21 protein-coding genes are annotated in these 20,075 nt (G+C 65.2%); 12 read left to right on the plus strand and 9 right to left on the minus strand.

The window, feature by feature from the left end:
- Positions 1-56: 56 nt before the first annotated feature.
- Positions 57-278, plus strand: a complete 222-nt coding sequence (locus VPH40_RS17765; RefSeq protein WP_071079051.1) for an RNA-binding S4 domain-containing protein — start codon at positions 57-59, stop codon at positions 276-278.
- A gap of 125 nt (positions 279-403) precedes the next feature.
- Positions 404-688 carry a hypothetical protein gene (locus VPH40_RS17770; protein WP_034759786.1) on the plus strand — a complete coding sequence of 95 codons (285 nt, stop codon included), beginning with the start codon at positions 404-406 and terminating at the stop codon, positions 686-688.
- Between the two features lie 3 nt (positions 689-691).
- Here VPH40_RS17770 and bufB read toward each other — a convergent pair whose 3' ends face one another.
- The 9 genes from bufB to VPH40_RS17815 all read right to left on the minus strand — a co-directional run bounded on the left by bufB (position 692) and on the right by VPH40_RS17815 (position 8,833).
- Positions 692-2,314, minus strand: coding sequence for an MNIO family bufferin maturase (gene bufB, locus VPH40_RS17775; RefSeq protein ID WP_328574088.1), 1,623 nt, complete (start codon positions 2,312-2,314; stop codon positions 692-694).
- A 17-nt stretch (positions 2,315-2,331) separates the two neighbouring features.
- On the minus strand, positions 2,332-2,634 hold the full coding sequence (locus VPH40_RS17780; protein ID WP_077400619.1) for a BufA1 family periplasmic bufferin-type metallophore: 303 nt from the start codon (positions 2,632-2,634) through the stop codon (positions 2,332-2,334).
- Between the two features lie 254 nt (positions 2,635-2,888).
- Positions 2,889-3,089, minus strand: coding sequence for a YjfB family protein (locus VPH40_RS17785; protein WP_034781856.1), 201 nt, complete (start codon positions 3,087-3,089; stop codon positions 2,889-2,891).
- 57 nt (positions 3,090-3,146) lie between these two features.
- The gene (gene mobB, locus VPH40_RS17790) at positions 3,147-3,683 is read right to left on the minus strand and encodes a molybdopterin-guanine dinucleotide biosynthesis protein B (protein ID WP_077400616.1); all 537 of its coding nucleotides are present in this window, start codon (positions 3,681-3,683) and stop codon (positions 3,147-3,149) included.
- Positions 3,684-3,777: 94 nt separating this feature from the next.
- Complete coding sequence (locus VPH40_RS17795) at positions 3,778-5,265, minus strand: alkaline phosphatase family protein (RefSeq protein WP_328574089.1); 1,488 nt, start codon at positions 5,263-5,265, stop codon at positions 3,778-3,780.
- A gap of 100 nt (positions 5,266-5,365) precedes the next feature.
- Positions 5,366-6,103, minus strand: coding sequence for a general secretion pathway protein GspB (locus VPH40_RS17800; RefSeq protein WP_328574090.1), 738 nt, complete (start codon positions 6,101-6,103; stop codon positions 5,366-5,368).
- A 1-nt stretch (position 6,104) separates the two neighbouring features.
- Positions 6,105-7,739 (minus strand): AAA family ATPase, encoded by a 1,635-nt coding sequence (locus VPH40_RS17805; protein WP_328574091.1) that lies wholly within the window; start codon positions 7,737-7,739, stop codon positions 6,105-6,107.
- A gap of 51 nt (positions 7,740-7,790) precedes the next feature.
- The gene (locus VPH40_RS17810) at positions 7,791-8,315 is read right to left on the minus strand and encodes a hypothetical protein (protein WP_099665198.1); all 525 of its coding nucleotides are present in this window, start codon (positions 8,313-8,315) and stop codon (positions 7,791-7,793) included.
- A 230-nt stretch (positions 8,316-8,545) separates the two neighbouring features.
- Complete coding sequence (locus VPH40_RS17815; RefSeq protein ID WP_029496217.1) at positions 8,546-8,833, minus strand: hypothetical protein; 288 nt, start codon at positions 8,831-8,833, stop codon at positions 8,546-8,548.
- 348 nt (positions 8,834-9,181) lie between these two features.
- On the opposite strand from VPH40_RS17815, the gene VPH40_RS17820 reads away from it, so the two are divergent.
- The 10 genes from VPH40_RS17820 to VPH40_RS17865 all read left to right on the plus strand — a co-directional run bounded on the left by VPH40_RS17820 (position 9,182) and on the right by VPH40_RS17865 (position 19,987).
- Complete coding sequence (locus tag VPH40_RS17820; RefSeq protein WP_289913405.1) at positions 9,182-10,054, plus strand: BadF/BadG/BcrA/BcrD ATPase family protein; 873 nt, start codon at positions 9,182-9,184, stop codon at positions 10,052-10,054.
- 2 nt (positions 10,055-10,056) lie between these two features.
- On the plus strand, positions 10,057-10,791 hold the full coding sequence (locus VPH40_RS17825) for a GntR family transcriptional regulator (RefSeq protein ID WP_070282815.1): 735 nt from the start codon (positions 10,057-10,059) through the stop codon (positions 10,789-10,791).
- The gene (gene nagA / locus VPH40_RS17830) at positions 10,788-11,900 is read left to right on the plus strand and encodes an N-acetylglucosamine-6-phosphate deacetylase (RefSeq protein WP_328574092.1); all 1,113 of its coding nucleotides are present in this window, start codon (positions 10,788-10,790) and stop codon (positions 11,898-11,900) included. Before VPH40_RS17825 ends, nagA begins: the two co-directional genes overlap by 4 nt.
- The gene (locus tag VPH40_RS17835; protein ID WP_071079063.1) at positions 11,890-12,903 is read left to right on the plus strand and encodes an SIS domain-containing protein; all 1,014 of its coding nucleotides are present in this window, start codon (positions 11,890-11,892) and stop codon (positions 12,901-12,903) included. Before nagA ends, VPH40_RS17835 begins: the two co-directional genes overlap by 11 nt.
- A 132-nt stretch (positions 12,904-13,035) precedes the next feature.
- Positions 13,036-14,295, plus strand: a complete 1,260-nt coding sequence (locus VPH40_RS17840) for an ABC transporter substrate-binding protein (RefSeq protein WP_328574093.1) — start codon at positions 13,036-13,038, stop codon at positions 14,293-14,295.
- Positions 14,296-14,302: 7 nt separating this feature from the next.
- Entirely contained in the window at positions 14,303-15,172 is an 870-nt protein-coding gene (locus VPH40_RS17845) for a carbohydrate ABC transporter permease (RefSeq protein WP_099665202.1), read from the plus strand.
- Positions 15,173-15,184: 12 nt separating this feature from the next.
- On the plus strand, positions 15,185-16,021 hold the full coding sequence (locus VPH40_RS17850; RefSeq protein ID WP_328574094.1) for a carbohydrate ABC transporter permease: 837 nt from the start codon (positions 15,185-15,187) through the stop codon (positions 16,019-16,021).
- Positions 16,022-16,047: 26 nt separating this feature from the next.
- The gene (locus VPH40_RS17855; RefSeq protein WP_077400590.1) at positions 16,048-17,370 is read left to right on the plus strand and encodes an MFS transporter; all 1,323 of its coding nucleotides are present in this window, start codon (positions 16,048-16,050) and stop codon (positions 17,368-17,370) included.
- Between the two features lie 14 nt (positions 17,371-17,384).
- A complete protein-coding gene (locus VPH40_RS17860; protein ID WP_099665203.1) occupies positions 17,385-18,518 on the plus strand; it encodes an ABC transporter ATP-binding protein in 1,134 nt (377 codons plus the stop codon).
- A 161-nt stretch (positions 18,519-18,679) separates the two neighbouring features.
- Positions 18,680-19,987 (plus strand): tetratricopeptide repeat protein, encoded by a 1,308-nt coding sequence (locus tag VPH40_RS17865; RefSeq protein ID WP_099665204.1) that lies wholly within the window; start codon positions 18,680-18,682, stop codon positions 19,985-19,987.
- Positions 19,988-20,075: the final 88 nt, after the last annotated feature.

Below are 20,075 nucleotides of genomic sequence, written 5' to 3' on the forward strand. Positions count from 1 at the left end.
CCTTAGTTGACACCGTCATTAAGTGTTTAAAACACATCGTTGCAATAAGGGATACAATGCAAAAAGTAAGCTTTGATTTAACATCCGAGTTCGTCGAGCTGAACCAGCTGCTGAAGCTGGTCGGCCTGTGCGACAGCGGTGGCGCAGGCAAGGTCATGGTCGATAGCGGCGTGGTGAAGGTCGATGGCAAGAAGGAATTGCGCAAGACCGCCAAGATCCGCGCCGGCCAGGTCGTCAGCGTGGGCGATATCCGTATCACGGTCGTCGCTCCCGCTTGATCCCGGCATGGGGCGCGAAAGCAGCCCCATGCGTCCAGCCAGCGCCGCTGCCAGCCGGCTGCCTGGATCAAGCTGCAAACACGTCGTTATTGTCAGATAAATATCGATTGCAGAAGGGAAGCGCCATGGACCATCCCGAACAAGGTACGCGCAGCCAGGAACGCCTGATCGGCGACTTGCGCCAGGTAATAGAAAACGCGGAAGAATTGCTGCGTAACACAGACAAATACACCAGCAGCCTGTACCAGAGCGCGCGCGCCAGGCTGGAACTGGCCCTCGTCGCGGCCACGGCCGAGCTCGCCCGCTTTGAAGAAGAGCAAGTCACGCGCATGATGGACGCCACTCTGGCCGCAAATGCCCTGTACCGCGATCAGACGGGCGAAGCGCGTCTGCTGCGGGCCTTCGAATAACAGTCAGGTTGTCAACACCGCATGCGCCAGCCACTGGCGCAAGTGCGCGGCCAGGTCGAATGCGGGGTCCAGCTCGAACGCCGCATCGAGCGCGGCGCCAAACGTCTGCCCCTGCCTTAACGCCAGCAAGGCGGCATGCGCAGCCGCATCCAGTAGCAGCACCTGCACCTTCCAGCGCGTCCGGCATACGAGCGCGCAGCTCGCCACCTGCATATCCTGCGGAAACATCCCCTGCCCCTCTCCCTCCTGATGCGCCTGCCACAGGGCCGCCACTTGCCAATCCGATTCCAGCAAGGCGCAGGCGGGATGCAAGCTGAAGCGCCGCGCTTCGAGCTGATCGGGATGCAAGGCGGCCAGCGACTCGGGCGCCAGGCCCTGCGCATCGGCCGCGTAATGGGCCAGGTGCACGGCCCATTCCAGGCGCGCCATGTCCGGCAGATAGGGCAAGTCGGAGATATGCGGGAAAGTGGCCAGAAAATCGGCGAAACGGGCGCCAAACTGGTTCAAATCGGCGCTATCGGATGGCATCTGCCGCCCATACGCGCGCGCCAGGCCGCCCAGGAATTCCTCGCCTACCAGCGCCAGCACGACGGGATAGGCGTGCGCCAGGGTGCGGCGCCAGGTGGCGCTCATATTGCCACGGTACAGTGCAAAACGCTGCGGCACCTGCTCGCCCGCGAACGGTGGCAGGGTTGCCTCGGCATCCAGCAAGGCCGTGGCAAACGCTTGCTGGCCGGCCGCCAACGCATCAAGTAACGCGGGCGGCGGCGGGGACGGCAGCGCTGCTCCCTGCCATGGCGTTGGCGGCGCATGGCGCGCCAGCATGGCTTGCGCCTTGTCCGCCTCGCCCAGCAAGACATCGAGGGCGGGCAAGTCCGTATCCCATTCGACCAGCGTGGGCACGGCGCCAAAGCGCTGCAAGGCGGCCGCATACAAGTCCCAGACGGGATCGGCCACGGCGGCGCCGTGATGGTCGATCACGGCATGCGGCGTTACCAGATGGCCGCCCAGGTGCAGCTCGCCCACGCTGCCCGGCGCGATGGACTGCATGGCCGTCAAGGCGTCTTCGCCGTGGTTGCACTGGTTCACATACAGGTTATTGATATCGAGCAGCAGCCCGCAGCCGCTGCGGAGCGCCAGCTCCGCCAGGAATTGCGCCTCGCTCATGGCATCGTCGGCAAAACGCAGGTAAGTGGAGACATTCTCCAGCAAGATCGGCCTTTTCAGCACATCCTGCACCCTCCCCACCCTGGCGCACAGCAAATCGAGGGCGGCGCCATTCAAGGCCAGCGGCAACAGATCATTGAGTTGCTGCTGCGCCACGGCGCCCCAGCTCAGGTGTTCCGACACGAGGACCGGCTCGACGCGCTCGACCACGGCGCGCACGTGCTGCAAGTGGCTCTCGGAAAAACCGCGCGCGGACCCCAGACCCAGGCCCACGCCATGCAGGCTGATGGGGTAATCCTGGCGCAGGGTGTCCAATACATGGTTATCCCAGCCCGACGGCTGCAGATAGTTTTCGGTGTGTACTTCCAGCCAGCCCACCCGGGGGCGGCGCGCCAGGAAGTCGCGGTAGTGCGCGGCGCGCAAGCCGACGCCGGCAAGCGCTTGAACTGACGGCGGCATGGGCAGGCGGCGGATGCTTACGGCTGCGTGGCTGGTTTTGCCGCCTTGCCGGCCTTGATGGGCTTGACGGAACCGCCCGCCTGTTCGCACGTGCCCTTGGCAACATACGTCCATTCCGTCGGCAAGTTGTCCGCTTCCGCCTGGCCCGCGCAGGAGTGCGCGCCGTCGGACGAGGCGCAATCGTTCTGCCCTGCCTTGGCCACGCCATAACACTTTTCCTTGTCGCCGGGGGCGGGACCATCGTGCGCGGCCGCGTTGAGGGTGGTGCCGGCACAGATGCCCGCGAGGGCGGCGGCGATGAGAGCTTGACGTTTGTTCATGGGGAATCCTCTTGCATGGGTCAAAGTAATGGCACGCCCCGGGCTGCGCTGATGGGCAACGCGAGGTGATGGACGCCATTCTACTGAATCGGCCGTGCCATGGCGAACCATGGTCAATTAATCAACTTGACAGGGGCGGAGAGAAAAATGGAAGGAAAGCAGGAAGACAGACAAAAATGCCCACGCGCCACCGTCGATGACGGTGGTGTGGGCGTAAGTAATGCGAGCGCCAGACGGGCGCCGCGGGACTGCGCTCAGGCGGTCGTGTTGATGCGGTTGCCGAGGTGAGCCGGCAGACTTGGCGCCGACTGTACCGGTGGCAGCGCTGCCAGCAAGGCCGTGGCGGTCGAGCTTTGGATATCCTGGGCTTTTTTCAGGACAGTCAAGCCGACGGCTTGCCGCGTGCCTGTCTCCGCCATCGTGGTTGACAGTTGAGCAATGCTTCCGACGTCCATACGTTTCTCCAATGAGGTTCTACCCTTGTTAACGGATGCCGCCGGCAAACCTTTAGCTTATTTTTCCAGCTTATTTTCCAACTGCAGCAGCAGCCAGGCCAGCACGTGTTCGCGCGCATTCAAGTCCAGCCATTGCACGCCCTCGCGCAAGTCGGCCGGCGCCGGGCTGTCCGACGCGACGGCGATCACATGCGGGTCATGCGGATACAGGGGCGCCTGCCCCACTTCTGGACGGAATACTTCCAGCTTGGGAATCGGGTCCGTCTTGAAGCCTTCCACCAGGGTCAGGTCTGCCGGCCCCATGCGGGCCAATTGCTGCGCCAGGCTGGGTTCCGGCGCGCCGCGCAGTTCATGCACGATGGCAAAACGGTACGGCGACGCCACCAGCACTTCCGCCGCACCGGCCAGGCGCAGGCGGGCGCTGTCCTTTTGCGGCGGTTCCAGCGCCAGGTCATGGTGGCTGTGCTTGACCAGGTTGACGCGCAAGCCGCGCGCCGCCATTTCCTTCACTACAAATTCCAGCAGGGTCGTCTTGCCGCTACCGGAACGGCCGATCACACCGAGTACCGGGTGTGCGGGCATCGCATCGTGCATGGTCACTCCTTGATTGAGAAGGAATGATTATACGCAGCACACCGGCGCTGCCGCCTGGCGCAGGCGCCGCGCATCGCCCGACTCATCGCGCAACTCAAGCGCCGCCGGATTTCCCGCCATTCCTGGCACTGGCGGGCCCTGGCTTGCCGCCCTGCCGCCGACGCCTTCCCGCCGGCTTCGGCGCTGCCGTTCCCGCCGTTTGACTTGCCATTTTACTCGCCGGTTTACCATCCACCGCCTGCGCATTCCTCGCCCTGCGCGCCAATTGCCGGTGGGCGGCGATCGCGCCCGCCTCCGCATCGGACTGGAAGGGAACGGCGGCAGCGGCGGCCAGCGCGCCATCCGGCGGGGAGGCAGGCGCCAGCGGGGCGAAATCCTGCGCCCGCACATCCGCTTCCCAGGCGGCGCGCTGCGCCTGCACGGCTGCGGGCACGGCAGGCGCAGCGCGCGGCTGCGCCAGGGTCAGCACGGCGCCCAGGCCGCTGGCGGCCGCCACGCGCGCGCCCATCTGGGGCAAGGCGCCATCGGCGGCGCGGCAAAAGCGCTGCAGGATGGTCTTGATGATCGACGCGTGATCGTATACCTCGTGGCTGACGCTGCCCGGCGCGATCAGCGGCGACACGAGCAGCATGGGCACGCGCACGCCGTAGCGGCGAAACGCGGGGTCGTCGTCCACGGCGACGGGTGGCGGCACATGGTCGAAAAAGCCGCCGTGCTCGTCATAACTGAGGATCAGCAAGGTGCGCGCCCAGGCGGGACCGCGCGACAGGGCCTGGTACACCTGCGCCACCAGCGCCTGGCCGGCGCGGATATCGGCCGGCGGGTGGTCGTCATTGTCGAAGAAATGGGGATCGATCCAGCTGACCGAGGGCAAGGCGCCCGCCAGCGCATCGCCGATGAAACCATAGCGGCGGGCGCTGGAGCCGAACGGTTCGTACATGTCGGACGAGCGGTAATGGTCGTCCGTCAGCGCCAGGCTCCAGGGCTTCCAGGCGGAATAAAACTTCCAGCTGACCTGGGCCCGCTCGAGGTGGCGCACGAAGGATTTGTTCGCATACAGGGGCACGCGCTTGCTGTCCTTGCTGCCGGCCGCCTTGCCGCTGACCGCATACAGGCGGTTGGGCCAGGTGGCGCCCGGCACGGAACTGTAGCAGCGGTCGCAGACGCAGAACTGCTGCGCCAGGAAATCGTACATGGGCAAGTCGGCCCCATTGTAGTAACCCATGACCAGGTCGATGTCGGGGTCGCCCGGATGCGTTTGCGCATAATCGTCAACGAAGCCACCGTTATTGTTTTGCAATTGCTGCGCCACCGACATGCCCGTATGCGACGGGTCTTGCTGCGGGCCAAAGGCCGTGCGCAGCAAATGGTGCACGGGGTAGCGCACGCCCGCATGCACGTTGGCATGACTTGCCTGCAAGCCATCGATATCGGTGCGCCCGCCTTCCAGGCTCAGGTAGCCAAGCATGTGGTCGAACGAGCGGTTTTCCATCATCAGCACGACGATATGGTCGATGCGCGCCAGGTTTCCCAGGCCCTGCGCATCAAGCACACCCTCGCCAGCAGTTGCGGCAGCAATCATCGGACCTCCCCGGCCGCGCACACGGTCGCAGCGACCCTGGTTCGACCAGGCCTGGCCAGTATGGTTCAGCTATGGCGGCCCGGCCTTGATGCACAACAACTCAATATGGCACGCGGTAGCGGTAGCCCTTGAAACTGAAGATGGCCGCCTTCGGCTGCAACTTTTCCAGCACCAGGCCGGGCGCCAGCTCCTCACCCTCGTGGCGCAAGACCTTGTCGATCAGCAACAGGCGGTCGGCCGGATTTTTCGAATAGATATAGCCGCCGATGGCGACAGTGGGGATTTGCCGCTGTATCGGCTCGGGCAGGTCGCGCATGCCGGGCACGCTCTCTTCGGCCGCCGGCGCGGGCGCTGGCGCGGGCATGGCCGGCGCCGGAGCGGGAGCGGGAGCGGGAGCGGGAGCGGGAGCCGGAGCGGGGACAGGCGGAGCGGCCTGGCCTGGCGTCTCCTGCTTCGGTTCCGGCACGGCCCTCGCATGGTGCACGGGCGCGGCGGTGGCCGCTGGCGGCACGGGTACGGGTACGGGCGCAGCCGCGGGCGCGGGCGCGGGGACAGCAGGCGGCGGCGCTGCCGGCAGCGGTGCGGGCACGGCCTGGGCCAGCAAGGCAGGGGCGACGGCCGCAGGTGCTGCCGCGCCCGCCTGCCACGGCTGCCACAGCAGCAGCGCGGCAGCCACTGCCACCGTCACGCCGCCCAGCGCCAGCCACACGGGCGCGCGCCGCGCGGCGCCGGATGCGGCGGCATCGTGCAGCTGCACTTGCGGTGCGTGGATCGACGGCAACTCGCCCAATTGGCGCTCGGCCTGCGATTTTTTCAGTGCTTCAAGTATGTAGGACATCTTATTTCCCCGCCACCATCGCCGTCGCAGCGGGCGCTGCCACGGCAGGAGCCGCGCTGCTCAGGCGCGGCTCCGAGTTGTCACCCAGCTGCATCAGGCGTATGAATGTTTTCGGGCCCGCCAGGCCATCGGCCCGCAAGTTCTGGCGCTGCTGGAAAGCGCGCAGCAAGCCTTGCATTTCGGCATCGAGCGGCAGATTGGCGGCCGGCGCAGGCAAGCCCTGCTGCTGTGCCAGACGCTGCGCCAGCCAGTCCACGTCGGCGCCGCGGGCGCCCAGCGGCACTTCGTCGCGCCAGCTGCGCGGGGCGCGCCAGAAAGTGGTGAAACTGCCATCGCTGCGCTGCGCCAGCTGGGCCAGCGGCACGCTTTGTGGCTTGCCATCGAGCATCAAGGTGGCGATCTCGTCCTGCACGCGCGTCAGCAGCGCCAGCTGCTCCTCCCCCTCCCCGTCGCGCAAGGCCAGCATGGCGGGACGGTCCAGCACGCGCAGCTCGGCGATGCCGCCCCGGCTCTGCAGGCAGCGCAGGCCGGCGCGGGCGCCCGCCTGGCAAGCGTCGCCGGCCGGCAACTGCTCGCCCCACAGGCTGGCCAGCTGGCGCAGCACGGCGTTGCGGTCCGGCACGCTGGCCGGTGCGGGGGCGGATGCGGCGGCAACCGCCACGGCGGAGACGGCCGGCACAGAGGCGGCCACGGCAGGTGCAGGGGGCACGGCGGACGGGCGCGGCATGAAATGCCAAGCCAGCGCGGCCGTGACCACGGCGCCGGCCAGCACGCCACCGGCCACGTGCGGCCAGCGCAGACCCCGTCCGGCAGCCGACTTCCCCTCTTCCGCAAACACTTCCTCGGCGGCGCGGCGCAGTATCTGGCGCGTCACCTGCGGCTGGTTTTCCACGTAGGCGCCCAGCAACGCGCGGTCGCACAGCAGGTTGATGCGGCGCGGCACTCCCTTGCTCAAGGCATGGATCTGCGCCATCAAACGCGGCGCGAACGGCGTCTGCGCCGTGCTGCCGGCCACGGCCAGGCGGTGACGGATATAGCTGGCCGTCTCGTCCGCCGTCAGCGACCCCAGGTGGTAGCGGGCGATCACGCGCTGCGCCAGCTGTTCGAGTTCGGGACGGGCCAGCATGGCGCGCAATTCCGGCTGGCCGATCAGTATGATCTGCAGCAACTTGCGCTCGCTCGTCTCCAGGTTGGTCAGCAAACGCAGCTGCTCCAGCACGGCGGCGGACAGGTTTTGCGCTTCGTCAATGATCAGCACATTATTCTTGCCCTGCGCATGGCTGGCCAGCAAGTGCGCATTGATGGCGTCGACATAGCCTTTCACGCTGGCCACGCCGGGCGCCAGGGCGATGCGGAATTCCTCGCAGATCGACAGCAGCAATTCCTCGACGGACAGTTTCGGATTGAAGATGTAGGCGAGCTGGCAATTTTCCGGAATCTGTTCCATGAAGCAGCGGCACACGGTGGTCTTGCCGGCGCCGATTTCTCCCGTCAGCAGCACGAAGCCGCCGCCGCTGCCCACGCCATACAGCAGGTGCGCCAGCGCTTCGCGGTGGCGTTCGCTCATGAACAGGTAGCGCGGATCGGGGGCGATCGAAAACGGCGATTGCTTGAGCTGGAAATAATGCGTGTACATGGAGACCCTGCGGATGAAACGATCAAAATGCGCGGCGGCAAGCCGAACCCCTCATCGGGTGCGGGCGGGCGGCAACGGCTTGTATTTGGCGCAATACACTTTCGCCTTGCTGCGGAAGTAGACGATTTTACTGCCAGGCACGGAACCACGGACAGGAAAGGCGGAATTGTCGAGCTTATTGAAGCGCAGGCCCGAGACGCCGCGGATGGCCGGTTCCAGCTTTTCCGGCGTCGCGTCCGCCACCACGCCCATGAAGACGAGGGGACTGGTGTCGTCGCTGACGATCACGTCGGTAATCGGCGCGCCCCACAAGGTGGCGTCCGTGCGGAACCAGTAAGCGCCCCCTTCATGCTTGTAGGCGGGGCCGAAGGCCGTCAGCAGATACGCATAGAAGGCCTTGTTGTCGATCTGGTCGATGCACAGCACGGCGTTGCCCACCACTTGCCCGAACGTAGATGGCGGCGGCTTTTGCTGCGCCAGCACGCCGGACACGGGCGTGCCCACGGCCAGCAGGGCGAACGCCGCCAGCAGGGCCGGCGCACGCCACGGGCGCGACAGTAAGCGACGCAGGCGCATGATCAGCGCTTGCGCTCTTCTTTCTTGACCTTCTTGGCTTCCTTCTTTTCCTTCATGGTCTTGGCCGGTTCCTTCTTGGCTTCCTTCTTGCTGTCCTGTGCCTTGCTCATTATCTACTCCATACCTGGGCGGAAATGCCTGGGCCATTATGACACTCCCCCATGAAAATGCCACCCGAAAAGCAAAACGGCCGCACAAGGCGGCCGTTCCAGTCGCGCGTCAGCGCACTCTCAGTGCAGGCACAGGCGGCGGCGCGTCTTTTCGATCAGCGCCGCATCGTAGGGATACAGGTTCTCGATGAAGAACAATTCCGTTTCCGCTTCGTCTTCCAGGCACATTTCGATCATGACCGGGCCATCGCTTTCGCGGCCCAGGAAATCCTTCGGCCAGCGGTTCTTGCGGTGCGTGCGCATCATTTCCATGCCCAGCGCAGCCAGCGGCGCCGACACGCCAGCGGCCAGCGCCTCTTGCTGCCAGTCGTCCCAGTAATCGCTCTTTGCTGCCTTGTCGTTCATCATGCTCTTCCAACTCAGGTGTAAAAGGCGGACTTTACTCTTCATGGCGTCCCTTGCCAAGCATGCGCGGAAGCAACACTACCGCGCGCGGCGCAGACCAGTCTGAAAAAATTGGCATTAAACAAGGCCAATTTCAATACCATTCGGCAAGCATAAAAATCCCTTTATTAACAATCACTTGCAATCACGCCCTCGGGCATGCGGCGACAGCGCGCAACGCATTTATTAATACCACTTAAATACCTGTTGACAAGCCATCGGGGCGACAATATAGTGCTTTCAGCTTTTTCGCCGCCCGACAAATAAAAGAACCGAGACAGGCGCAATCAACCAAACGCGGGACTGCACAACATGATCGAATACATAATCGGCGTCGACGGCGGGGGCAGCGGAACCCGCGTACGCCTGGCGCGCCTCGACGGCCAGGAACTGGCGCAGGGACAAAGCGGCCCATCCGGCCTGGGACTGGGCATCGAACGGGCCTGGACGTCCGTCGCGCATGCCGTCACCCTGGCCTTCCGCGCCGCCGCACTGGAACAGCCGCCGCTGCAGCGCATGGCCATCGGCCTGGGCCTGGCTGGCGTGCACAACAAGCAGTGGGCCGCCAGCTTCATCGAACACAATCCCGGCTATGCCGCCGTCGCGCTCGAATCGGACGCCCTGACCACCCTGCTGGGCGCGCATGCGGGCCAGCCGGGCGCCATCGTGGCCATCGGCACGGGCAGCGTGGGCGAAGTGCTGCACGCGGACGGCAGTCGCCATGAAGTGGGCGGCTGGGGCTTCCCGTCCGGCGACGAAGCGGGCGGCGCCTGGATCGGCATGCGCGCCATCAACCATGCGCAGCAGGTGGCCGACGGCCGCGTGCCCGGCAGCGCCTTCGCCACGGCCATCATCGATGCCTGCGGCGGCCAGCGCGACGCCATGCAGGTGTGGCTGGCGGCCGCCAGCCAGACCAATTTCGCGCAACTGGCGCGCCTGGTGCTCGAACACGCAGCCACCAATGCGGTGGCGCGCGCCATCCTGGTGGACGCGGGCCAGCAGATCGCCCTCATCGCCAGGGCCCTCGACCCGGCCGGCGCCTTGCCCGTGGCCCTGTGCGGCGGCCTGGCGGCGCCCTTGTCGAGCTACCTGCCGGCGGCACTGTTGCAACTGGTCGTGCCGGCACAGGGCGACTCGGCCGCAGGCGGCCTGCGCCTGATACGCAAGCACTTGCAGGAGCAATGACCATGCTGGCCAAACTGTCCGCCTTCAAACCCAATCCGGCCAGCGACACGCCGCTCTACATGCAGCTGGCGAACATGCTGTCGGACGGCATCGCCAGCGGCGACTGGCGCGCCAACCAGGCCTTGCCTTCCGAGCGCGTGCTGTCGGACATCCTGGAAATCTCGCGCGTCACGGCGCGCAAGGCCATCGACATGCTGTGCGACCGGGGCATGCTGACGCGCAAGCGCGGCTCGGGCACCTACATCACGCCCAAGCTGGAACAGCCGCTGTCGCGCCTGACGAGCTTTTCGGAAGAATTGCGCCAGCGGGGCTTCACGGCCGGCTCGCGCTGGCTGCAGCGCGACATCGGCGCGGCCGCGCCGCTGGAATTGCTGTCGCTGGGACTGTCGCCGCACATGCCGGTGGCGCGTTTGCGCCGCCTGCGCACGGCCGACGAAGTGGTGATGGCGATCGAAACGACCACCATCCCCGCGCTGTACATGCCGGACCCGCAGCAGGTCACCGATTCGCTGTACGGCTACCTGGAGTCGCGCGGCACCATCCCGATGCGCGCGCTGCAGCATATCCGCGCCGTCAACGCCACGGCGGAACAGGCCAAGCTGGCCAATATCAAGACGGGTGAAGCCATGCTGCACATCACCCGTGTCAGTTATCTCGACAACGGCGCAGCGGTGGAACTGACCCACTCGTATTGCCGCAGTGATTATTATGAATTCGTAGCGGAGTCGCGCAGATGAGCAGCACTATCAAAGGCAATATCCTTACCCCCGGCGGCTGGATCCACGGCGCCATCGCCTTCGGCGAGCGGGTCGACAGCATCACGGGCGATTCGCTCCACCCGTCGGGCAACAGCGACGATTACATCCTGCCCGGCTTTATCGACCTGCACGTGCATGGCGGCGCAGGCAAGGACATCATGGAAGGCGGCGAAGCCGTGTACACCATCGCGGGCATCCATGCGCGCCACGGCACCACCAGCCTGCTGGCCACCACCATGACGGCGCCGCCGGAAGATATCGACATGGCATTGACGGCCATCGGCATCGCCGCCAACCACCGCCGCCCGAACACGGCGCGCGTGCTGGGCGCCCACCTGGAAGGCCCGTACATCAATGCCGGCAAGCTGGGGGCGCAGCCGAACTACGCGCGCGCCGCCAACCTGGCTGAAATCGAGCGCCTGCAAACGCTGGCCAAGCTGCGCGTCATCACCGTGGCGCCGGAAATCGCCGGCCACCTGGACCTGGTGCGCGCCCTGGCCGACGCCGGCGTGCGCGTGCAGATCGGCCACACCCTCGGTTCGTACGAAGACGGCGTGGCCGCGCTGGAACACGGCGCCATGGGTTTCACGCATTTGTTCAACGCCATGAGCGGCCTGCATCACCGCGAGCCGGGCATGGTCGGCGCCGCCCTGGCGCACGCCGAATACGCGGAACTGATCCCCGACCTGCTGCACGTGCATCCGGGCGCCATCAAGGTGGCCCTGCGCGCCATCCCGCGCCTGTACTGCGTCACCGATTCCACCGCCGCCACCGGCATGCCGGACGGCGAATACATGCTGGGCCGCCACGCCGTACAGAAATGCATGGGCGGCGTGCGCCTGCCCGACGGCACGCTGGCGGGCAGCACCCTGACCCTGGACCAGGCGCTGCGCAACCTGGTGGGACTGGGACTGGACCTGGCCGACGCGTCCAAGCGCGTGTCGACCAACGCCGCCGATTACCTGGGCCTGGAAGAACGCGGCCGGCTGGCCCCCGGTACTTACGCCGATCTGGTGGTACTCGATCGCGATCTCAAACTCAAAGCTGTGTATATAGAAGGAGAAATCTGTGACCTCAATGATGCTTAAAGAAGCCATTTCCGCCGCCGAATGCGTCGCCCTGCAACTGGCCAGCGACACGGAACGCTACGCGGAACTGGGCCGCAAATTGAGGAGCACCTCGTTCTCGACCGCGCTGACCATCGCGCGCGGCAGCTCGGACCACGCCTGCAACTACGTCGCCTACCTGATCATGGCGCGCCTGGGCCGTGTCGTCGCCTCCCTGCCGATGTCGCTGGTGACGCTGAACAAGTCGCCGCTGGTGACGCGCGACACGCTGGCCATCTCGATCTCGCAATCGGGCCAGAGCCCTGACGTGGTCGAGCCGATCCGCTACTTCCGCGACGGCGGCGCCACCACCGTGGCCCTCGTCAACGACATCGATTCGCCGCTGGCGCACGCCGCCGAGTGGGCCATGCCCCTGCGCGCCGGCAAGGAACAAAGCGTCGCCGCCACCAAGAGCTTCATCACCAGCCTGGTCGCCGGCGCGCGCATGGTGGCGCAGTGGCAGAACGACCCCGAACTGCAGGCGGGCCTGGAAGCGCTGCCCGAAGCGCTGCTCGAAGCGACCCGCGTCGACTGGTCGCCCGCCATCGACGTGCTGGCGCCGGCCCGCAACATCATGGTCGTCGGACGCGGCATCAGCTTCCCCGTGGCGCTGGAAGCGGCGCTGAAATTCAAGGAAACCTCGGCCCTGCAGGCGGAAGCCTTCAGCGGCGCCGAAATCAAGCACGGCCCGATGGCCCTGATCGAAGACGGCTACCCGCTGCTGATTTTCGCCACGCGCGGCCCGACGCAAGCCGGCCTGCTGCAGCTGGCAACCGAGATGCGCGGCCGCGGCGCCAAGGTCTTGCTGGCGGCCCCCGCCGACGTGGCCGAGCGCGACCTGACCCTCCCCGTGGCGGCCACGCCGGACCTCGATCCGATCGTCGCCATCCAGTCCTTCTACGTGATGGCGGCCAAACTGTCGGCCGCGCGCGGCATGGATCCGGATGCGCCGCGTCACCTGAGCAAGGTCACCAAAACCAATTAAGCAGCAAGCGGCAGCTGCGCCCCCGGCACGGGGCGCGGCTGCCGTCCGTAGCACCCGAATATAAGCGACGGCAAGGGCATGTACCCGCGCCGCGGACTCATGGACATTGGAGCCTCGCGCTCCAGGATAAAAATGACGATCAAGAGACTGTTGGCGGTTGTTGCCTGCGCGGGCCTGCTCGCGCCGCAGGCATGGGCTGCCGAGAAAATCGAATTCTGGACCTTGAGCATGAAGCCCAAGTTCACGCCGTATTTCAATGCGGTGGTGGCGCGCTATGAGGCGCAGAATCCCGGCGTCAAGATCGAATGGATCGACTTCCCGTGGGACGTCATCCAGACCAAGCTGGTCACGCGCATCGTGGCCGGCACGCCGCCCGCGCTGGTCAGCCTGAACGTGCCCTGGGCCGACGAGTTCGCGCGCGACGGCTTGCTCACGCCCGTCGATGGCCTGATCGCAGAGGCGCGCGCCGGCTACATCCCCAGCGCCCTGGCGGACTTGCGCTTCAAGGGCGGCACCTACGGTTTTCCCATGTACAGCAATGTCGCGGTGATCGCCTTCAATACCGCCATTTTCAGGCAGGCGGGCCTCACGCGCGGCCCCGCCAGCCTCGATGAACAGCTGGCGTTCGCGCGCCAGATCGCGCAACGCACGGGCAAGGCCGGCATCGCCCCCGCCCTGTCGAAAATCGATGGCCTGTTCATGCAGCAGGGCCTGGCCGTGATCACCGACAACCGGGCCGTCTTCAATTCGCCGCAGCACGTGGCGCTGGTGCAGAAGCTGGCCGACACCTACAAGGTGGGCGGACTGCTGAAGGAGAGCCTGTTCGCCGAAGATAACTTCCCTGCCGTGATCGACGCCTACAAGGGCGGCCGCCTGGGCATGCTGCTGGCGCCGCCGACGGCCATGCAGCGCATCCGCGGCGACGCGAAAGACATCTACGCCATCACCGACGTGGCGCCCGCGCCGCTGGGCCCCACCGGCATCGCCGACGGCGGCTGGCTGGTGCACTTCGCCATTCCGAAAGGCGTGCCGGCGCGCCAGTTGCCATCGGTCGGCAAGTTCGCGCGTTTCCTGACGAACGACGAGAACCAGCTGGCGTTCGCGCGCCAGGCCAGCGTCTTCCCCACCACGGTGAAAGCGGCGGCCGATCCGTTTTTCCTCGCCACGCCGACCAACGCGGGCGCGGCCGAAAAGGCGGTCGCCGCCGGCGCCCTGTCGATGGGCCACTCGCGCACCCTGTACGTGGCCGGCATCGACGACTACGACGAGCTGCGCCGCTCGCTGGTGAAAGCCGTCGAGGCGGGCGTGACGGGCAAGCAGGATGTGAAACAGGCGCTGGACCAGGCCGTCGCCATCTGGAACCGCAAGCTGGCCACCCTGCCGCGCCACTGAGGACACCATGACATTCTCCCACCGTCACACCCTGCAAGCCTGGCTGTTCCTGACCCCCGCCCTGCTGCTGCTGGCCGCCTTTTCCTTCTGGCCCGTCGGCTACGGCTCCGTGCTGGCCTTCACCGACTACAGCCTGATACGCGAGACGCGCTTCGTCGGCCTCGATAACTTCCGCTACATCTTCAATAACGAGATGTTTGTCTCGGGCCTGAAGAATTCGCTGATGTTCCTGCTGATGGTGCCCTTCGTGCAGGTGGGCGCCATCACCCTGGCGGTCTTGGTGAACAACCGCCTGCCCGGCATCCGCCTGTTCCGCGCCGCCTTCTACGTGCCCGTGGTGACGACCGTGTCCGTGGTCGGCATCATGTGGGGCTTCATGTTCCACGAACAGGGCGCGCTGAACTACGTGATGCTGACCCTGAAACTCGTGAACGCGCCCGTGGGCTGGCTGTCGAACGACAGCCTGGCCCTGTTTGCCGTCATGTTCGTCACCCTGTGGCGCGGCCTGGGCTGGTACATGGTGATGTACCTGGCGGCGCTGCAATCGATTCCGTCGGACATGCAGGAAGCGGCCATGCTCGATGGCGCCAACCGCTGGCAGCGCTTCTGGAAGATCACCGTGCCCATGCTGCGCCCCACCATCATGCTGTGCTCCATCCTGTCCGTGCTGGCGGCCCTGAAGGCGTATCAGGAAGTCGACGTGCTGACCCAGGGCGGCCCCATGAATTCCACCTTCACGGCGCTGTACTACGCGTACGACCAGGGCCTCAAGCACTTGAAACTGCCGCGCGCGCTGGCCGCCAGCTTCGTCGTGTCCCTATTCTGCATCGGCATCGCCCTGCTGTGCCTGCGCTACCTCAAACCCAAGCACCGCTGACCGGGAATGACCATGCAAAAACGTTCCCGCCCCCTGAAAACCCGCCTGCAAATACTGGGCCACTATGCCGTGCTGTGCGCGATCGCCGTCGTCTGCGTCTTCCCGTTCTGGTGGACCCTGGTGACGGCCATTTCCACGGAGGGCAATATCTTTGCCTTCCCGCCCACCTTCTGGCCGAAGGCGCCGTCCTTCGACAACTTCATCGAAGTGTTCAGTGCGATCCCGATCTGGTCGTTCTTCAGGAACTCCGTGCTGATCGCCGTGTTCACCGTGTTCTGGAAACTGCTGCTGTGCTCACTGGCCGCGTATCCGCTGGCGCGCCTGAAATTCCGCGGCCGCAAACTGGTGTTCGGCCTGATCCTCGCCACGCTGGTGCTGCCGTCGGAAGTGAACTTCCTCGTCAACTTCATCACCATCACGCAAATGAGCCTGGTCGACACCTACACGGGCGTGATCCTGCCCAACGTGGTGACGGCCGTGGCCATCCTGCTGCTCAAGCAGGCGTTCGAGGAAGTGCCGCAAGACCTGATCGACGCGGCCAGGGTCGATGGCGCCTCCGAGTGGGTGATCTTCAGCCGCATCATGCTGCCGCTGATTACGCCATGGCTGGCCACCGTCGGCATCCTGACGGCCGTCGAATCGTGGAATGAATACATCTGGCCGTCGATCGTCATGAGCAAGCCCGATGAATTCCCCCTGTCGGTGGGCGTGCTGTATTTGCGCGGCACCTTCGGCAGCAGCACGCGCGTGATTGCGGCCGGCACCCTGATCACCATCGTGCCGACCCTGCTCGCCTTCCTGTTTACCCAACGCTTCTTCATGCGCGGCATGGACGGCGCAGTCAAATGAAAACGTCTCTCGATAAGGAAGCCTCCATGCACGACAAGCGCACCAACATTGGCAAACGCAGCCCGATTTCCTGGGTGCCGACCCTGTACTTCGCCCAGGGCCTGCCGTTCTACGCCGTGGCCCTGGTGGCCGGCCTGATGTTCAAGAGCATGGGCGTGCCGAACGACCAGATCGCCCGCTGGACGGGCCTGATCGGCTTTGCCTGGGTCTTCAAATCGCTGTGGAGTCCCTTCCTGGAACTGGCGTCGAGCAAGAAGACCATGGTGGTGCTGTTCCAGTTCGCCGGTGGCCTGAGCCTGGGCCTGATCGCGCTGGCCCTGCAAACGCCGCTGTGGTTTGCCGCCTGCATCGCCGTGCTGTTCGTCGCCGCGCTGGCCTCGTCGACGCACGACATCGTCTGCGACGGCCTGTATATCGCCAGCCTGTCGGACAAGCAGCAGGCGGCTTACGCGGGCTGGCAAGGCGCCTTCTTCAACGCGGGCAAATTCATCTCGCTGGGCGGCCTGGTGATCCTGGCCGGCTACCTGGAGAAAAAAATCGGCATCAAGCCCGCATGGTCTGTGATCTTCCTGATCATCGGCGCCATGATGCTGTCGCTGGCCGCGTACCACCTGTGGGCGCTGCCGCAGGTGCGCAATGCGGCCGTGGCCGACAAGAGCGTGGCCGGCATCAGCCGCACCCTGTGGGACGTGCTGGTGGACTTCCTGAAAAAGCCTGGCATCTGGGGCATGATCGCCTTCATCATCCTGTTCCGCGCCGGCGAGGCGCAAGTGCAGACCATCGGCCCGCTGTTCCTGCGCGAAGCGCGCGAACTGGGTGGACTGGGCCTGTCGACGACGGAAGTGGGCGCCGTGTACGGCACGGCCGGCACCGTCGCATTCCTGCTGGGCAGCATCGGCGGCGGCTACTTCACGTCGTGGCTGGGCCTCAAGCGCGCCATGTTCTTCCTGATCCTGGCCATGAATTTGCCGAACCTGGTGTTTTATTACCTGAGCCACAGCATGCCCACCGATTTGACCCTGATCACGGCCGCGCTCAGCGTGGAGATGTTCGGCTATGGCTTCGGCTTCGTCGGCCTGATCCTGTTCATGATGCAGGTGGTCTCCGTCGGCAAGTACCAGACGGCCCACTATGCGTTCGCCACCGGCGTGATGCAGCTGGGCTTCGTGCTGTTCAAGATGATCAGCGGCGACATCCAGACGGCGCTCGGCTACAAGACTTTTTTCCTGTGGGTGCTGGTGTCGGCCGTGCCCGTATTGATCCTGTCGCGCTTCATGCGCATCGGACCGAAGGATGCCTCCGGCCAGACTGACACGGGCGCCACGTCCGCGCCGGCCAGCGCCAGCTAGGATAGAACCACTTCATGGCACATATCGCGTTAAAGAACATCGTCAAGCTGTACGACGACAAGCACCCGGTCATCCACGGCATCGACCTCGATATCCGCGACGGCGAATTCGTCGTCTTCGTGGGGCCGTCCGGTTGCGGTAAATCAACCCTGCTGCGCATGATCGCGGGGCTGGAAGACATCACGGACGGCGAACTGCATATCGGCGGCAAGCTGGCCAACGATATCGCGCCGGCCGAGCGGGGTCTGGCCATGGTTTTCCAGAGCTACGCCCTGTACCCGCACATGACGGTATTCGAAAACATGGCCTTCGCCCTCTCGCTGGCGGGGCACAAGAAGGCGGAGGTGCGCGCCGCCGTCGAGCGCGCGGCCGATATCCTGCAGATCACGCCACTGTTGAAACGCAAGCCGAAGGATCTGTCGGGCGGCCAGCGCCAGCGCGTGGCCATCGGCCGCGCCATCGTGCGCAAGCCGCAGGTATTCCTGTTCGACGAACCGCTGTCGAACCTCGACGCCTCGCTGCGCGTGCAGATGCGCGTGGAAATCTCGCGCCTGCACCAGGAATTGAAAACGACCATGATCTACGTCACGCACGACCAGGTCGAGGCGATGACCCTGGGCGAACGCATCGTCGTCTTCAACGGCGGGCGCATCGAGCAGGTGGGCAGTCCGCACGCGCTGTATAACAATCCCGGCAACCTGTTCGTGGCCGGCTTCCTCGGCGCGCCGAAGATGAACTTCATCGCCTGCACAGCCGTCGCCAGCGGCCCCGGTTCGGTGGCCGTGCGCCTGCCCGGCGGCGCCGTGATCGACGTCGAAGCGCAGGGCGGGAGCGTGGCGCCGGGCGACCAGCTGACCCTGGGCGTGCGCGCCGAGCACGTCGTCCTGCAGGACGGGGACGCTGCAGGCGAGAACGTCATCGACGCGGCCGTCAGCCATGTCGAATACCTGGGCGACGTGGCCATCGTTTACGCCAGCATGCCGGGCGTGACCGAGATGCTGGCCGTCAAGCTGCCGGCCGAGGAAGGCTTGCGCCAGGCGGGCGACGCCATGCGCCTGCATCTGCCGGCGCAGCGCTGCCTGCTGTTCGATGCCGCAGGGCAAGCCCTGGCGCGCACGTTTGCCGCACCCGCTCAGCCGTTTATGTGACAATAGCCGCTTCGTATCATGCCGCTTCTGTTTGACTTATGCAGGCAGACTGGCAGAATGTGTGTTTTTTCGAGCTTCCTTGCCCCTCTGGCAATGCCACTGCACGATGTTGCGGCTGCCAGTGCAGGTGCGTATTTTTGTTATTGATTGAAGGATTGACCATGTCCCAATTCCGTCTTGCCCGTCTTAGCCTGCTCCTGGCCGCCATCGGCCTGAATGTCCTGCCATCCCTGTCGCACGCGCAGGATGCCAAGCCAGCCGCTGCCGCTGCCGCTCCGGCCGACTCGGTGCGCCCTGAAGTGTTCAAGCTGCTCGATCCGACCGCCGTGAAGGCATCGATGGATGCCAAGAATTACGCCGACGTGCAAAGCCGCATCGACCAAGCTGCCGCCATGCCGGCCCTGACGCCGTATGAAACGTTCGTGCTGAACCGCCTGCGCGTGGCGCTGGCCTCGACCACCAACAATGCGCCTATGGCCATGACGGCACTGGAAGCGGTGATCGAATCGGGCAAGCTGGACAAGAAATCGGAAGGCGACTTCATCCAAGCGCTGGCGAACTATCACTACAACGCCAAGGATTACCCGAACGCCATCAAATGGTTTACCCGTTACCAGACGGCAACGGGCGACGTAGCCTCCGTGCGTCCCTACATCATCCGCGCGTATTACTTCAGCAATGATTTCGCGCGCGCCAAGCAGGAACTGATGGCCGACGTGACGGCCAAGCAGCAAGCGGGCAAGACGCCGACCATCGAAGAACTGCAATTGCTGGCCAACACGGGTTCGAAGAGCAAGGATCCGGCCACCTACCTGATCGCCATGGAAAACCTGGTGCGCTACTACCCGTCGGATGACTACTGGAGCGACCTGCTGGGCCGCCTGCAAGGCAAGGCCGGTTACTCCGACCGCTTCGCGCTGGACGTGCTGCGCCTGCAATTCAAGGCCGTCGACACCATGCCGCCACAGGACTACAGCGACATGGCTGAAATCGCCTTGCAAAACGCCTTCCCGACGGAAGCGAAAAAAGTCATCGACGCCGGCTTTGCCAAAGGCGTGCTGGGCACGGGCGCGAATGCTGCCAAGCACAAGAAACTGCGCGACCAGGCCAACAAGGCTGCCGCCGACGATGCGAAAAACATCGCCAGCGGCGAAGCGTCGGCCATGAAGAGCAAGGATGGCACGGGCTTGATCAACCTGGGCTACGCCTTCGTGACGATGGACCAGTTCGACAAAGGTATCGACCTGATCCAGAAGGGCATCGCCAAGGGCGGCCTGAAACGTGCTGAAGACGCCAAGCTGCGCCTTGGCTATTCCTACGCCATGGCCGGCAAGAAAGACGACGCCATCAAGGTCCTGGAAACGGTCAAGGGCGGCGACGGCGTGGGCGACCTGGCCCGCTACTGGATCCTGTGGCTGAACCGTCCTGCCACGGCAGCGGCGGCGGCACCGGCAGCAGCGGCACAGTAATTCCTGCGCCCTCAAGCAGACGCAAGGCAGTTCCCGGCTCAGGCCGGGGCTGCTTTTTTTTCGACCATCCACCCAAGAATGGGTATCG

Source organism: Janthinobacterium sp. P210005, from assembly GCF_036231865.1.
GTDB lineage: Bacteria > Pseudomonadota > Gammaproteobacteria > Burkholderiales > Burkholderiaceae_D > Janthinobacterium > Janthinobacterium kumbetense.

Bases quoted from the DNA above. Each gene is read 5' to 3' on its own strand.
- VPH40_RS17765 (WP_071079051.1), top strand. From the start codon at position 57: ATGCAAAAAGTAAGCTTTGATTTAACATCCGAGTTCGTCGAGCTGAAC.
- VPH40_RS17770 (WP_034759786.1), top strand. From the start codon at position 404: ATGGACCATCCCGAACAAGGTACGCGCAGCCAGGAACGCCTGATCGGC.
- bufB (WP_328574088.1), bottom strand. From the start codon at position 2,314: ATGCCGCCGTCAGTTCAAGCGCTTGCCGGCGTCGGCTTGCGCGCCGCG.
- VPH40_RS17780 (WP_077400619.1), bottom strand. From the start codon at position 2,634: ATGAACAAACGTCAAGCTCTCATCGCCGCCGCCCTCGCGGGCATCTGT.
- VPH40_RS17785 (WP_034781856.1), bottom strand. From the start codon at position 3,089: ATGGACGTCGGAAGCATTGCTCAACTGTCAACCACGATGGCGGAGACA.
- mobB (WP_077400616.1), bottom strand. From the start codon at position 3,683: ATGCACGATGCGATGCCCGCACACCCGGTACTCGGTGTGATCGGCCGT.
- VPH40_RS17795 (WP_328574089.1), bottom strand. From the start codon at position 5,265: ATGATTGCTGCCGCAACTGCTGGCGAGGGTGTGCTTGATGCGCAGGGC.
- VPH40_RS17800 (WP_328574090.1), bottom strand. From the start codon at position 6,103: ATGTCCTACATACTTGAAGCACTGAAAAAATCGCAGGCCGAGCGCCAA.
- VPH40_RS17805 (WP_328574091.1), bottom strand. From the start codon at position 7,739: ATGTACACGCATTATTTCCAGCTCAAGCAATCGCCGTTTTCGATCGCC.
- VPH40_RS17810 (WP_099665198.1), bottom strand. From the start codon at position 8,315: ATGCGCCTGCGTCGCTTACTGTCGCGCCCGTGGCGTGCGCCGGCCCTG.
- VPH40_RS17815 (WP_029496217.1), bottom strand. From the start codon at position 8,833: ATGATGAACGACAAGGCAGCAAAGAGCGATTACTGGGACGACTGGCAG.
- VPH40_RS17820 (WP_289913405.1), top strand. From the start codon at position 9,182: ATGATCGAATACATAATCGGCGTCGACGGCGGGGGCAGCGGAACCCGC.
- VPH40_RS17825 (WP_070282815.1), top strand. From the start codon at position 10,057: ATGCTGGCCAAACTGTCCGCCTTCAAACCCAATCCGGCCAGCGACACG.
- nagA (WP_328574092.1), top strand. From the start codon at position 10,788: ATGAGCAGCACTATCAAAGGCAATATCCTTACCCCCGGCGGCTGGATC.
- VPH40_RS17835 (WP_071079063.1), top strand. From the start codon at position 11,890: ATGATGCTTAAAGAAGCCATTTCCGCCGCCGAATGCGTCGCCCTGCAA.
- VPH40_RS17840 (WP_328574093.1), top strand. From the start codon at position 13,036: ATGACGATCAAGAGACTGTTGGCGGTTGTTGCCTGCGCGGGCCTGCTC.
- VPH40_RS17845 (WP_099665202.1), top strand. From the start codon at position 14,303: ATGACATTCTCCCACCGTCACACCCTGCAAGCCTGGCTGTTCCTGACC.
- VPH40_RS17850 (WP_328574094.1), top strand. From the start codon at position 15,185: ATGCAAAAACGTTCCCGCCCCCTGAAAACCCGCCTGCAAATACTGGGC.
- VPH40_RS17855 (WP_077400590.1), top strand. From the start codon at position 16,048: ATGCACGACAAGCGCACCAACATTGGCAAACGCAGCCCGATTTCCTGG.
- VPH40_RS17860 (WP_099665203.1), top strand. From the start codon at position 17,385: ATGGCACATATCGCGTTAAAGAACATCGTCAAGCTGTACGACGACAAG.
- VPH40_RS17865 (WP_099665204.1), top strand. From the start codon at position 18,680: ATGTCCCAATTCCGTCTTGCCCGTCTTAGCCTGCTCCTGGCCGCCATC.